The organism is Drancourtella massiliensis (assembly GCF_016900655.1).
Lineage (GTDB): Bacteria > Bacillota > Clostridia > Lachnospirales > Lachnospiraceae > Sellimonas > Sellimonas catena.
Window position 1 is genome coordinate 167,791 of sequence record NZ_JACJKH010000002.1, and the last position, 14,134, is coordinate 181,924.

General features: G+C 45.3%; 14 protein-coding genes. 12 read left to right on the forward strand and 2 right to left on the reverse strand.

The genetic code is table 11. From position 1 onward, the window contains the following. Positions 1-93: 93 nt before the first annotated feature. The 6 genes from H6A32_RS01845 (at position 94) to H6A32_RS01870 (ending at position 6,680) form a co-directional block, all read left to right on the forward strand. The gene (locus H6A32_RS01845; RefSeq protein ID WP_087168587.1) at positions 94-459 is read left to right on the forward strand and encodes a GntR family transcriptional regulator; all 366 of its coding nucleotides are present in this window, start codon (positions 94-96) and stop codon (positions 457-459) included. Next, a complete protein-coding gene (locus tag H6A32_RS01850) occupies positions 456-1,142 on the forward strand; it encodes an ABC transporter ATP-binding protein (RefSeq protein ID WP_087168586.1) in 687 nt (228 codons plus the stop codon). Before H6A32_RS01845 ends, H6A32_RS01850 begins: the two co-directional genes overlap by 4 nt. A 13-nt stretch (positions 1,143-1,155) precedes the next feature. Then, positions 1,156-1,914: a hypothetical protein gene (locus H6A32_RS01855; protein WP_087168585.1), complete on the forward strand. Its 759-nt coding sequence runs from the start codon at positions 1,156-1,158 to the stop codon at positions 1,912-1,914. A 129-nt stretch (positions 1,915-2,043) separates the two neighbouring features. Beyond that, on the forward strand, positions 2,044-4,626 hold the full coding sequence (locus H6A32_RS01860; RefSeq protein WP_087255155.1) for an FAD-dependent oxidoreductase: 2,583 nt from the start codon (positions 2,044-2,046) through the stop codon (positions 4,624-4,626). Positions 4,627-4,732: 106 nt separating this feature from the next. After that, positions 4,733-5,524, forward strand: coding sequence for an alpha/beta hydrolase (locus H6A32_RS01865; RefSeq protein ID WP_087168583.1), 792 nt, complete (start codon positions 4,733-4,735; stop codon positions 5,522-5,524). A gap of 13 nt (positions 5,525-5,537) precedes the next feature. Next, a complete protein-coding gene (locus H6A32_RS01870) occupies positions 5,538-6,680 on the forward strand; it encodes a YncE family protein (RefSeq protein ID WP_204863606.1) in 1,143 nt (380 codons plus the stop codon). On the opposite strand, the gene H6A32_RS01875 is transcribed toward H6A32_RS01870, so the two are convergent. Further along, positions 6,637-7,239: a TetR/AcrR family transcriptional regulator gene (locus H6A32_RS01875; RefSeq protein WP_204863607.1), complete on the reverse strand. Its 603-nt coding sequence runs from the start codon at positions 7,237-7,239 to the stop codon at positions 6,637-6,639. The genes H6A32_RS01870 and H6A32_RS01875 overlap by 44 nt on opposite strands. Before the next feature lie 143 nt (positions 7,240-7,382). Between H6A32_RS01875 and H6A32_RS01880 the strand changes: the two genes are divergently transcribed. The 3 genes from H6A32_RS01880 to H6A32_RS01890 all read left to right on the forward strand — a co-directional run bounded on the left by H6A32_RS01880 (position 7,383) and on the right by H6A32_RS01890 (position 9,574). Further along, entirely contained in the window at positions 7,383-8,285 is a 903-nt protein-coding gene (locus tag H6A32_RS01880; RefSeq protein ID WP_204863608.1) for a DegV family protein, read from the forward strand. A gap of 103 nt (positions 8,286-8,388) precedes the next feature. Further along, positions 8,389-8,715 (forward strand): sporulation initiation factor Spo0A C-terminal domain-containing protein, encoded by a 327-nt coding sequence (locus H6A32_RS01885; protein ID WP_191433523.1) that lies wholly within the window; start codon positions 8,389-8,391, stop codon positions 8,713-8,715. A 154-nt stretch (positions 8,716-8,869) separates the two neighbouring features. Continuing rightward, positions 8,870-9,574 carry a YoaK family protein gene (locus H6A32_RS01890; protein WP_204863609.1) on the forward strand — a complete coding sequence of 235 codons (705 nt, stop codon included), beginning with the start codon at positions 8,870-8,872 and terminating at the stop codon, positions 9,572-9,574. 63 nt (positions 9,575-9,637) lie between these two features. On the opposite strand, the gene H6A32_RS01895 is transcribed toward H6A32_RS01890, so the two are convergent. Further along, positions 9,638-9,910 carry a hypothetical protein gene (locus tag H6A32_RS01895; RefSeq protein ID WP_087168578.1) on the reverse strand — a complete coding sequence of 91 codons (273 nt, stop codon included), beginning with the start codon at positions 9,908-9,910 and terminating at the stop codon, positions 9,638-9,640. Between the two features lie 184 nt (positions 9,911-10,094). Here H6A32_RS01895 and H6A32_RS01900 point away from each other — a divergent pair, with 184 nt between their 5' ends. From H6A32_RS01900 to H6A32_RS01910, 3 genes are read left to right on the forward strand one after another with little or no spacing between them, the layout of a single operon-like run. After that, the gene (locus H6A32_RS01900; protein ID WP_204863610.1) at positions 10,095-11,324 is read left to right on the forward strand and encodes a M20 metallopeptidase family protein; all 1,230 of its coding nucleotides are present in this window, start codon (positions 10,095-10,097) and stop codon (positions 11,322-11,324) included. Positions 11,325-11,327: 3 nt separating this feature from the next. Further along, complete coding sequence (locus H6A32_RS01905; RefSeq protein ID WP_087168576.1) at positions 11,328-12,731, forward strand: YfcC family protein; 1,404 nt, start codon at positions 11,328-11,330, stop codon at positions 12,729-12,731. A gap of 36 nt (positions 12,732-12,767) precedes the next feature. After that, positions 12,768-14,120 carry an MATE family efflux transporter gene (locus H6A32_RS01910; protein ID WP_191426895.1) on the forward strand — a complete coding sequence of 451 codons (1,353 nt, stop codon included), beginning with the start codon at positions 12,768-12,770 and terminating at the stop codon, positions 14,118-14,120. Positions 14,121-14,134: the final 14 nt, after the last annotated feature.

Genomic DNA, 14,134 nt, shown 5'->3' on the forward strand with positions numbered 1-14,134 from the left:
AAGAAAAACGAAAGATTGGTCGAAGCAGATTGACAAACATAATATCCTAGTGTACTATTTAACTAGTTCACTGATACAGAAAGGAGGACAAGAATGGAATATCGTGTTGAAGCACCGATCTACATGCAGGTTATCAGAGATATTAAAAAGCGGATCGTCCGCAGACAGCTGCTTCCCGGAGAAAAGCTTCCGTCCAACAGAGAGCTTGCCGTTCTTTATAAGGTGAATCCGAATACGGCGGCAAGAATCTATAAAGAGATGGAAGCGGAAGGATATTGTTATACAAAGCGGGGACTTGGAACTTTCATTACGGAGGACGAAAAGATGCAGGAAGAGTTAAGGAAAGAGATGGCAGAGGCACTATTAAGTGGATTTATAAAAGAAATGCTGGATCTTGGATTTAGTAAAAACGAAATCATTACCCGGATAGAAGCATTTGATGAGGAGGAAGAGTTATGATTGCAGAAAGCAGAAGACTGACCAAGGCATTTATGGGAAAGAAAGCGGTAAAGGATGTTTCGCTGAAGATACGAAGTGGATCAATTTACGGGCTTCTTGGACCGAATGGAAGCGGGAAAACAACCTGGATGAAGATGATGACAGGATTTATCAAGCCGACACAGGGGGAAGTTGTTTTTGACGGGGCTCCATGGAATTACCGGGCGAAGAATCAGGTTGCCTACATGTCAACAGAGCCGTTTTACTACGATTTTATGAATATCGGCATGGTAGGAAAATACTACAGCGACTTTTTTGAAGAATTTGATCAGAAAAAGTTCCACGATCTGATTGCTAAAGTAGGTCTCTCGGAAGAAATGAAAATGCGGGAGATTTCCACCGGTATGATGGCAAAGCTGAAGGTGATCGCAACGCTTTCGAGAAAAGCGATGCTGTACATGCTGGATGAACCGCTAAATGGTATCGATCTGAAGGCAAGAGAAGAGATTATTGATGTCATTCTGACAACAGTCAGCGAGAAAAATGCAGTGATCATTTCTACACATCTGATTGAGGAGATTGAGTCCTTTATCGACCACGCCATCTTTATGAAAGACGGCAGTGTGATTTATGAATGTGACGTAGAAGAAGAACGAATGCGTTCCGGAAGAAGCGCGGCTGATCTGTACAGGGAACTGATGTAAAGGGGGAAGGAAAATGGGAAATCTGATTAAGTATGAATGGAGAAAGCAAAGACTGACTAGAATTTTGATCTTGGCCTGCCTTCTGGCTTTTATTGTACTTTTTTTAATCGGCGGTCTGATCAAAAATGAAACCATAGTTGCGGTCAGTATTTTAATTATCACATTCGCAGGGATGTTTGGCATCTTTTACGTAGGAATTGAAAATCTGGTGATTTTAAACAGGGACCTGAAGACAAAGCAGAGTTATATGCTCTGGATGGTACCGCATTCCACATACGAGATTCTTGGAGCAAAACTGATTGCAGGAATTCTTCAGATGGTATTTGTCTTTCTTGCATTTTTTGCTGCAGGAGTGGTAACCGTCACTGTGACAGCGGCAAGTGAAGGATCTCTGGGAGATCTTTTGAGATCTTTGGGACGGCTCTTTAAGGAAGTCACAAACAGTAATGTTGACTGGGGGGCTTTTTTCGGAGTCTGCCTGCTTCTTCTGATCTCCTGGATTAATGTAATGATGGTAGGTTTTCTCGCAATCATTCTGACAAGAACGGTGCTGCTGAATGCAAGATTTGGAGGAGTGATTGCAGTGATCGTATTTTTCCTGATCAACATCGGGATTGAGAGGATCTATGTACTTTTCGATTCCCTCATTGATATGGCACCGCTTGGCGGGATGGGCGGAGTCAGCCTCTTTGACTACATTTTCTATATTGTCATGACAGTCCTGGCATTTTTCCTGACCGGATGGATTGCAGATGAGAAGCTGAGTGTCTGATAGAAGGAAGATCATAAAAAATACTTATAATATAATTAAAAATCATAATATGTCACGAGTGTGATTCGGGTATATAATGGATGTAACACTGGAAAAGAAAGAGATTCATCCACAGGAGGAAAAGAAGAAATGAAAACACTCGTGATCGGAGGTGTCGCGGCCGGAACTAAGGCTGCTGCAAAACTGAAAAGAGAAGACCGCAGCGCAGAGGTGACCCTGCTTACAAAAAGCAGAGAGATCTCCTATGCAGGCTGTGGTCTTCCATATTATGTAGGAGGACTGATTGAAACAGAAGAGGAGCTGATTGTTAATACACCGGAAAAATTTGCAGGTCTCACAGGTGTGCAGGTGCTGACCGGGAGAGAGGCGGTTGGTCTTGATCCGGAACGGAAATCCGTACATGTAAAAAATCTGGATGACGGCACGGAAGAGGAGTATACCTACGACAACCTGATTCTTGCTGTCGGAGCGTCTGCCATTGTCCCGGATGTGCCGGGAATCCGCCTTCCGGGGGTATTTCAGATGCGGACACCGGAGGATGCCCAAAATATGAGGTCCTATATGGAGGAGCATGAGGTCAGACGTGCGGTGGTGGCAGGAGGCGGTTTCATCGGACTGGAAATTGCGGAAAACCTCCATGCCAAAGGAATTGCAGTGACGGTCATTGATATGGCGCCTCAGATCATGCCAAATGTTCTTGACCCGGAAATGGCGGCCTATGCGAAGCGCCATCTTCAGAAGAAGGGAATCCGGATTCAGACAGGCACTGCGTTGAAAGCAGTACTTGGCGGGGAAAAGGCGTCCGGTATTCAGACGGATCAGGGAACGATTCAGTCAGATATGGTCGTTGTTTCAATCGGAATCCGTCCGAATACTGCATTTTTGAAGGACAGCGGAATTAAGATGGACAGAGGAACCATTGTAGTGGACGGACAGATGAGGACGAACCTTCCGGACGTGTACGCGGCAGGAGACTGCGTTGTCGTAAAGAACCGGATTACCGGGAAACCGCAGTGGTCAGCCATGGGATCTTCCGCAAACTATGAAGGAAGAACACTGGCACAGATTCTTGCCGGAAAAGAAAAGAACTATCCGGGCGTACTTGGGACAGGCGTCGTAAAGCTCCCGGGAATGAATGTAGGAAGAACCGGCCTTACCGAGGTGCAGGCAAAGGAAGCAGGGTATGATGTAGAAACGGTTCTTGCCGTGACAGATGATAAAGCCCATTATTATCCGGATGCAGATTCCTTTGCGACAAAGATGATTGCAGACCGTACAACCCACAAACTTCTTGGAATCCAGGTGCTTGGGGCCGGAGCAGCAGATAAGATGACAGATATTGCCGCAACGGCAATTGCGATGGATGCCCGGCTGGAAGATCTGGAGAATCTGGATCTGGCCTATGCGCCGCCGTTTTCCACGGCGATCCATCCGCTTGTACAGGCAGCGTATATTCTGGAAAACAAAATCAGCGGAGAAATGGTCAGCATGACTCCGGCGGAGTATGCCGAAGGAAAAGCAAAAGGCTATAAGGTGGTAGACGTCTGCCCGAATCCGCAGATTGCAGGAGCATTTTATGTGAATCTTTCCTCAGTCAACGGACCGATTGACGGGCTTGACAAAGACGAAAAGCTGCTGCTTGTCTGCCTGAAAGGCAAAAGAAGCTATTTCCTTCAGAACCGGTTAAAGGCATATGGATATACAAACACAGTCGTGCTTGAAGGTGCCCAGTACTTTAATGATGTCAAAGTAGAAGGGGTAAAATTCAAGGTTTCCCCGGAAGATATTACGAGAGTAAAGGCTCTGGGATTTCTTCAGGATAAGCGGACCGAGGACTGCTTTAACGCCCGCGTCATCACACGAAACGGAAAGATTACCGCGGAGGAAAGCCGTGTAATTGCCGAGGCGGCAGAGAAGTTCGGAAGCGGGGAAATCACCATGACCTCCCGGCTTACCATTGAGATTCAGAAAGTACCATATGCGAATATCGAACCGCTGCGGGAATTCCTGGCGGATGCAGGACTGGAAACGGGCGGTACCGGATCGAAGGTACGTCCGGTGGTATCCTGTAAAGGAACGACCTGCCAGTATGGACTGATTGATACCTTCCATCTGTCGGAAGTGATCCATGAGCGGTTTTATCACGGCTACAATCAGGTGAAGCTTCCGCACAAGTTCAAGATTGCGGTAGGCGGATGTCCGAATAACTGTGTGAAACCGGATCTTAATGATCTTGGAATTATCGGGCAGAGAGTTCCGGCTGTGGATCTCTCCAGGTGCCGCGGCTGTAAAGTCTGCCAGGTGGAAAACAACTGCCCGATCCATGTGGCAAGGATGGAAGATGGAAAGATCCGGATCGATGGAAGTCAGTGTAATCACTGCGGACGTTGTGTGGGGAAATGCCCATTTGGCGCAGTGAATACGGAGACGGAAGGATACAGAGTTTACATCGGAGGAAGATGGGGTAAGAAAGTGGCTCACGGACGTGCTCTGGAAAGGGTATTTACAAGTGAAGAAGAAGTACTGGATGTTGTAGAAAAGGCAATTCTTCTCTTCCGTGAACAGGGAATTACCGGAGAGCGTTTTGCCGATACGATTGAACGTCTCGGATTTGAAAACGTACAGAGTCAGCTTCTTTCTGATGAACTTCTTGAAAGAAAGCAGGAAAATCTGGCTGCACAGAAACATTTGAAAGGCGGAGCAACCTGTTAAGGATGAAGGAGAAGAGTTCAGGGATGCAGTATTTTACTGTGTCCCTGCTCTTGTTTTTAAGCTATAATTAAAAGTAAGAAAAGCGAGGAAAAGGAGGAAGAAGGAAATGGCATTATTACATGTGGATTTTTTCTCGGAAGTTCTGGAAAAGTGTATGAATATGGATGTGATCCTTCCGCAGAATACGACCAGTCAGATTGGAATGAAAGGAAATGCAAAGGCTGGAAAATACAAAACAGTCTATCTGCTCCATGGAATGAGTGATGATCATACAACCTGGCAGCGGAGGACGTCCATTGAACGATATGTCAGTGAATACGGGATTGCGGTAGTTATGCCGGATGCAGGGCTTGGATTTTATACAGATACGAAATACGGACTTCCTTACTGGACTTTTTTTTCACAGGAGCTTCCAAAAATCTGCCGTGAATTTTTTCCACAGTTGTCGGAAAAGAGGGAGGATACGCTGGCAGCCGGACTTTCCATGGGAGGATACGGAGCGTGGAAACTTGGCCTTGGAGCACCGGAGACATTCGGTGCAGCGGCATCTATGTCCGGAGTACTGGATGTAGCAAGAAGGGTAAAAGAAGAGGCTGCGGACATTGCGAGAAAACCGTCCGGTTTCTGGGAAGGAATCTTTGGAAATCCGGACAGGATTGCCGGATCGTCAAATGATCTGAAATATCTGGCAAAGAAACTGAAAGAAGAACAGAAACCGGAGCCAAGGCTGTTTGCCTGGTGCGGGACGGAGGATTTCCTGTATCAGAACAATCTGGATATGTGGGAAGAAATGAAGCGGCTCGGATATGAAGTTACAACCACAAGTTCCAGCGGAGACCACCAGTGGAAATACTGGGATGAGCAGATTCAGACGATTCTGGAATGGTGGATAAAATAAAGAAGTGAAAAGAATGAAACCACAAGAAGCGAAAGGAGTCACCTGGAAAAGCCTGCTGATAGCGGCTGTTCTTCTGATTGGCTGTGTCGTGTTTTATTTTGGTGTTTACCGCAAGGCGAATGAACCGGTTGCCGTACTGGATCGGACCAATGCGGCTCCCGCCGTTCATACATTATCAGAAGTGACCGAAATTCTTATGCAATATGATGATTTCTTTACAGAAGAGGTGGTGGAACACCTCTCTCTCGAACAGAATTTTGGTACTTATATTATTCCTGGCCTGAAATCCACCAGAACGGTAAACAGTAAAACAGGTCAGTCAGACATCTGCACTTCCATGACGCCGCAGGGAATGGATGTGACGGAAGACTCTATTTTTGTAAGCGCGTACTGCCATACTAAAAAACACAATTCCGTACTGTATCAGATTGACAAAAAATCCGGGCGGTTTGTAAAAGAAATTATTATGCCAAACAGGACTCATGCCGGCGGCATTGCGTATGACAACCTGAATCAGGTGCTGTGGGTTTCAGATATGCTAAACGGGGAGGCAGCGGTAAGCTTGTATACAATGGAAGCTCTGGAAAACTATCAGTATGACAAGACAAAAAAGCCCCTTCCATTTTTGGAAACCCATGCGTTGGAGGGGCTTGCAAGAAATTCTTTCATGGCATTTCGGGGAGGGAGCCTTTATGCTGGATATTTTTCTCTTTCCGGGGACAGCATCATCAATCGGTATTCGGTGGATTTTGAAATCAATGAACAGAATAAGGAGGAATATGAGGAGCTGAACAGGGAGAGGGAACTGTTCAGCAATGTTGCAATTGACCAGGAATGGGCGGATATTCTTTCTCAGGTTCAGGGACTGGAGGTGTTCGGAAACTATCTGTTCCTTTCCCAGTCCTACGGATTTTCAGATTCCAAACTCCGTATTTATGAAAGATCTGTCATTGAATCAGAGAAATACAGTCTGAAGAAGAAAGAAGAGATTAAAAGCTTTTCGCTTCCCAACCGTATGGAACAGATCTGTATTCAGGATGGACGGCTCTATATGCTGTTTGAATCCGGTGCCTATGTTTACCGCGGCATCCCGGTCAACTGTGTCGACCGGATTATTTCGGTTGATCTAAAGGATGTCCTGAAGAATCTTGATTAGCTGAGGAGAGAAACGGGTTTTTCTGAATATGACGGTAAATCAGTGAAGCAATAACTTCGATATCCTCCTTCATACCATCCTCAATCCAGTGCAGAAAAATATTATAAAGCGCTCCGGAATAGTAGTAGAGCTCATATTTTCTCGGGGAATCCGAATCTGCCATACCCGCAATGGTCAGCATATAAAAGTCCAGACCGTGCAGGATGATTTCGGAGCGGTTTGATTTTTTCAGGCAAAGCGCATAGTCTGCATATTTCTGAAGATAGCGCAGACCGTGGAGAATGTGATCATAAGTCTGAAAGCCGTTCTGAAGTTCTGGAAAATCATTGGCAAGCGACAAAGCATATTCTTTAATGATGCGAAACATATAGTCCATCAGAATCTCATCTTTGGAATGATAATTGCGGTAATAGGACATCCGGGATACACCGGCTCTTTCAGTAATATCGGTAATGGTGATGTCGTCATAATCCTTTGTGTGCATCAGCTGCAAAAGCGCATCCATAATGCAGCGTTTTGTAAAAGAAGGGCCTTTGCGTACCCGGCTGGATGAATTCATGAACAAAACCTCCTGATTTGTAACAAAAATGTAAAAGTATCTTGCTTTCCCTAAAAGCAAATGTTACAATTGTAACATTTAGTAATATGCCAGTAGTTTAGCAGAAAAACTGGGGAAAAGCAAGAGATACGGGAGGATGGATCATGCAGTTTGGTATTGTAAGTGACAGTTCCTGTGATCTGCCTGAGGCATATTTGCAGGCGGAACAGGTACAGATAGTATCATTTTATATTTCTTTTGACGGAGAAAATTATTATCAGGAGGGAAAGCAGATCTCTATTCCGGATTTTTATCAGAAGATGGCAGACAATCCAGACTGCTTTCCAAAGACATCCATGCCATCTGTTCAGGACTATGTGGATGCATTTGTCCCATTTGTCAAAGACGGAATGCCGGTACTATGTATCTGCCTTTCTAAGAAGCTGAGCGGCTCCATGCAGGCCGCCATCAATGCGAAACAGGTAGTGGAAGAGCAGTATGAGGGGGCAAGAATTGAGATTCTGGATTCGGCCCTTGCAACTGCATTACAGGGAATGCTTGTAAAAGCAGCTGTGGAAATCCGTAATGCGGGAGAATCCCTCGATGAGGCAGTCAGATGTCTGGGGGAAATTCGTAAAAGCGGTCATATTTTCTTTACAACAGATGATTTAAAATATCTGGAACATGGTGGAAGAATCGGAAAAGCTGCTTCTGTCGCAGGAAGCGTGCTGAAGATCAAGCCTCTTCTGCAGTTTTATGACGGAGAGCTCGGACCGGCAGAGCTTTGCCGGGGGAGGAAGAAGTCAATTTTAAAGCTCATCGAAAAAATGGAGACATATATGGAAGAGCATGACATTCATCCGGAGGATTATTATATTGTGACCGGAGTCGGGCTGTGGGTGGAAGAGTATGAGCAGTTTAAAAAACAGCTGGCGGAAAGACTGGAAGAAGCCGGTTTTCATGTGGCACAGTGGGAAGATATTCAGATCGGTGCCACCATTGGTGTACATACCGGACCATATCCTCTTGGTACCGGACTATTGAAGCGATGGAAAAAAGGAATGTAGCTTTTTGTCGTTTTTCAGCAGCATTTTGTCGATAAGTGTAGTTTTTCCTGTTATTTTCAAAGAAAGTCGTTATGATAGTAGCGGAGGTTGGAAGGAGGAAAACATGCAGCTGATTTACGAAACATTGAGAAGTTTGGGTTTGACTTCAAAATATCAGGGATATCAGCAGCTGGCCGAGGCAACAAAGATCGTACTGGAAAACGACAACTTCATGCTGAATGTAACGAAGAATATTTATCCGGAGGTGGCATTCAGGCTGAAGGTGACTTCGCAGAGTGTAGAGCGGAATATCCGGACAGCGATAGAAGTATGCTGGAGGCAGAGCGGGCCGGAAGGCTTCAGCAAAATTGCGGGCTGTAAAATAACAAGAATTCCAACAAATGCAGAGTTTATAGACATGTTCGCCTTCTACATCAAAACTCATAGCTGATGAGGGATAAGGACTAAAAGAATCGCATACATCATTTTTGGGGACGTGTTCCGGTGTAACGGTACACGTCCCCAAAATTATTCTAAATGGAGGGTGGACGCTTTACAAATAGAAAAAAGATGATTATAATAGGTGGAAGTCAGGGGGCGGTTTTATGGAAAGAGCAAATGAGTTTGAGCTGCCGGTACATTTTATCATGGCGGTATTCGGAGGATTTGTAGGTGCATATGCCATACTTGCAAGGATGGAGGTGTTCGGATCTGCGCAGACAGCAAACTTGATTGAGCTGGTGTGCAGTGTTCTGGGAAGGAATCCGGAGGAGGTGCTGACCAGGGTGGCGGCACTGTTGGTATACATGAGCGCAATGGTCGTTGCGGCGGTTCTCGCAAAAAAAGTACAATGGAATCTGAAGTATCTGGCAATTTTTCTGGACGCTTCTGCAATTCTGGCAGTTGGATATTTTCCGGAGAATATGGATCCGGTGATGGCGCTTTATCCGGTTTTTTTTGTCACGGCTTTTCAGTGGTGTGTGTTTCAGGGAGCAAAAGGATATACAAGCTCCACGATTTTTTCTACAAATAATCTAAAACAGACCGTCTTTGCCATAACAGAATATTTCCTATACAGAAAAGAAGAGAAAGTCCGTAAAGAGAAAGCGGAAAAGGCTCTTGTTTTTGGAGGTACGCTTCTTAGTTTTCATATTGGTGTCGGGTTTTGTTATCTGATATGGCTGCAGTATGGAATTCACAGTGTCTGGTTCGGGAGCATTCCTCTTCTGGCAGGGGCAGTGCTCCTTGTGATTCAGGATGTGAGGGCAAAAGCATATACACGGGAGCAGGATTCCGTTTCCTGTTCGTAACGATAAAAAACAGACTGCGGGGCAGTCTGTTTTGTTTGTCTTTACAATCGCAGCGAAAGAAAATCAGATCTCCATTTTCTTATAAGCCTCTTCAGGATCCAATGTGTAGGTTCCATCTTCGAACTGAAAGAGAGGAATCCCGATCGTATGTCCGTTCCGGACTTCTTCAAAAAGATCCATTGTGTCGCGAAGCTTCAGAAACCGTTTCAGATTTGCTGTTGACTTTGTAATATCAAAATAATTGTACTGGATACTGTCATCTGCATGCTCTTTTAAGTATGCTTTTGTATCAAGGCAGTCTCCGCAAATATCAGAACCATAAATAATGACTTTCATACCGTATATGCTCCTTTTTTGTTTTACTATAACATGGACCAAAGAAAAGTACAATATGAGATCTTCTGTTCTGAGTATGGTCTTCGGAAGAAAAAAACATTTTACATTTTGCCCGGATCGTGTAGAATAAAAGATGGATGTATGGGAGAGATGGGAAACGCCAGAAAAAAGGAGTAGTGAAAGAATGAATCAGATTAGAAAGCGTGCGCAAGAGAAGAGGGAAGAGATCTGCAGGGACAGAAGATACCTGCATCAGAATCCGGAAATCGGAATGGATCTTCCCGGGACGGTTTCCTATATCGGTGAACGTCTCTCAGAGATGGGAATTAAATGGAACTTCTGTGGAGGAGAACTTTCGGAAAAAATGACTGCAGATTATATGGAAGCAGGATTTCCGGAGATGAAAAAAGCAGTAGGAATTACGGCAGTGATCGGACAGGGAAGTCCGTGTATTCTTTTAAGGGCGGATATGGACGCACTCCCGATCCGTGAGGAGACGGACCTTCCGTATTGTTCTACGAATGGATACGGACACATGTGCGGACATGACAGTCATGCGGCCATGCTTCTTGGGGCCGCAGGAATTTTGAAAGAAATGGAGAGTGAACTTTGCGGATCCGTCAAGCTTTTATTTCAGCCGGGAGAAGAGACAGGCGCGGGGGCAAAGATGATGGTCGCGGGAGGCGCCTTGAGAAATCCGGATGTTGATGCGGCTTTCGGACTGCATGTGCAGCCGCTTCAGGAAACAGGGCGGGTCGGTTACTGCAGAGGGGTAAATTCTGCATCGCTTGATACCTTTATTCTAAAAATTAAAGGAAAAGGCGGACACAGTTCCCAGCCTCAGATCTGCGTGGACCCGTTGATGATTTTGAATCAGGTATATCAGGCAGTCAACCTGCTTGTGACAAGAGAGGTGGATCCGGCTGCCATGGCAACTCTGACCTGCGGAGTCGTAAAGGGAGGAACAGCTGTCAATATCATTCCTGATACAGCAGAACTCCATATTGGAGTCCGTACTCTGGATTTAGGAGCATCGGAGCATCTACGCAGACGGATTCCGGAGGTCATTGACCATTATGTACGGGCCTGGAACGGGGATTATGAAATGACAGTATTTCAGACGCCGTGTACATACAGCGACAGAAAATTTGTAAAAGAAATGCTGCCTTTTCTAGAAGAGACCGCAGGCAGAGAAAATGTAGAGGAAATTCCGCCGATGAGCGGGACAGAAGATTTTGGATATGTCACAAGAGAAGTACCGGGAATGTTTGTGTTTATCGGGGCGGGAAAAGAGGGGAATGCCCCGCTTCACAATGCACACATGGTACTTGACGAGGAGGTTTTACCGATCGGGGCAGCCATCTACGCGGATGCGGCCGTGTCATGGCTGAAGAAAAAAAGGAACGAGGAGTAAAACATGAATCAGACCAGAAAAGGATCAAGAGGCTTTCATATGCCTCATGTCTTTATTATTTTACTTTTTATTATGCTGATGATTACAGCGCTTTCTTATATGATCCCAAGCGGAAGCTACGAGAGAGTTGAGGATACACTCTCTGGCATGAACATCATTGATCCGGATACCTTCCGATATGTGGAAAATGAGAATCCGATTACGTTTATGAACTATTTCGAGGCTGTCTATAATGGATTTGTAAACGGTGCGTCGATTATGGGAACACTTTTTATCTGTTCCGGGGTGATTTACTTTCTTGAAGTGAGCGGCGCATTTGCGGCCGGCATCGAAAAGATTCTGCAAAAGACAAAAGGAAAAGAGTTTTCTGTCGTTTTCATTTTTTATACAATTTTTGTAATCTTCGGGGTTCTGGGTTATGGAGAGGCGGCATATCCGTTTTATCCGCTTGCCATCACAATCGGATTTGCTCTGGGATATGACCGGATGGTAGGAGCCGGTCTTGCGATTGTCGGAAGTACAGTAGGATTTACGGCCGGTCTGATGAATATGTTTACGACCGGAGTCGCACAGCAGATCGTAGGGCTGCCGATTTTTTCCGGAATGGCCTACCGGTGTGCGGGACTTCTTGTGTTTTATCTGATCGGTCTGACCGGTCTTTACCGGTACTGCAGAAAGATCAAGAAGAATCCGAACACCAGTATTTTAAAAGAAGAATACCTTAGCCGGTCCGGAAAAGACAGAGAGGAAATCAAAGAGAAAATGACTGTTCCGAGAGTTCTTGGACTTCTTGCGTTTGGAATTGTCATTGTTGTTCAGGGGATCGGATGTACCCGGTTTGGGTGGTCATTCCCTCAGGTCGCGGCAGTTTATCTTATACTTGGTGTTGCGCTCGTGATTATCTTCCGAATGAATCCAAGTAAGGCATGTGACCTGTTCTGTCAGGGAGCTGTCCGTGTGTTTGGCGCTGCATTTGCGGTAGGACTTGCACAGGCAGTTATGGTACTGATGAATCAGGCATGCATTATGGATACGATTGTCCATGGGATGTCTGTTTTTCTGGAAAACAAAGGCCCGTTTTTTGCACTGCTTACCATCTTTGTATTTGTTACGCTATTTAATTTTTTTGTGGTATCCGGAAGCGGTAAAGCAGTTATGGTTATGCCGATTCTTCAGCCGCTTGGAAAGATTCTTCATATTAATCAACAGGTGCTTGTATTGACCTACCAGTACGGTGACGGGATTACCAACAGCTTCTGGCCGGGAGGAAGTCTTGTGCAGCTTTCACTTTGTAAAGTAGGATATGGCGCCTGGATGAAGTTCTGTTGGAAAATTTACGTGTCTATGATGGCAGCAGCATTTCTTCTGGTAGTGATTGCCAATCAGATCGGATACGGACCTTTTTAGTGGAATGAAATGGTGTGGAAGGAAGAGAGGATTGAAATGGAAAACACAGTTCAGATGAAAAATCAGATCACAGAGGGAGTGATCTGGAAACAGCTTTTAGTATTCTTTTTTCCGATTATGATCGGAACCTTTTTTCAGCAGCTTTACAATACCATCGATACGGTGGTAGTCGGACAGTTTGTAGGGACCAGGGCACTTGCAAGTGTAGGAGGATCCTCAGCCCAGATGATTAACCTTGTTGTCGGTTTCTTTACAGGGCTTTCTTCCGGAGCATCGGTCATTATTGCCCAGTATTATGGGGCCAGAGATGCAAAATTTGTACGGCAGGGAATCCATAACGCCTACGCTATCGCTATAGTCGGGGGAATCGGACTCAGTATTCTGGGAATTGTGCTGGCGCCGTCCATGCTCAGCATGATGAATACACCGTCCGAGATTGTACATGACTCAACGGTCTACCTCCGGGTTTATTTTTCAGGACTTGTTTTTACTTTTGTTTACAATATTGGTTCCAGTATTCTGCGGGCAGTGGGGGATTCCAGAACACCGCTTTATATTCTGATTGCCTGCTGTATTGTAAATATTGTTCTGGACCTCGTCTTTGTGATCGTTTTTCATGAAGGTGTATTTGGCGTTGCCCTTGCAACTTTGCTGGCACAGGCATTCAGCGCTGTGCTTGTAACACTGAAGCTGATGCGCTCAGAGGGAATGTTACAGCTGAAGCTTTCCAAAATCCGTTTTTACCGTACCGCGTTTATCGGACAGATTAAACTTGGTATTCCGACCGGAATAGAATCGATTCTGTTTGCGATTACCAATATCGCGATTCAGGCGTCTCTGAATTCCTTCGGGACAGATACAACGGCGGCGTGGTCGGCATATGGAAAGCTGGATGCTATTTTCTGGATGATTAATACAGCGTTTGGAATTTCCATTACAACATTTGTCGGTCAGAACTATGGAGCAGGAAAGACAGACCGCATTAAAAAAAGTGTAAAAGTCTGCCTTGGAATGGAACTTGTAACAGCTTTCGTGATGGTCGTGTTTTTGATTGCTACAAGAGGATTTCTGTTCCGTATGTTTACATCAGATGCCAATGTCATTCAGATTGGAAGCGACATGCTTGTTTTGATTGCGCCATGGTATATTGTCTATGTTTTTATTGAGATTCTTGCAGGAGCACTCAGGGGAATCGGAGATGTGATTGTTCCGGTTATCATTACGCTGGGAGGAATCTGTGTGCTTCGTATCGTCTGGCTTGCGGTTGCACTGAAAATCAGTCCGACGATTTCGGCAATTATTTTCAGCTATCCGGTGACCTGGATCCTGACCGCTGTGATTTTTATCGGGTATTATTATTACAAGCATAAAAAGACTGGAATTGTTTAGAAACAGGAGGGATT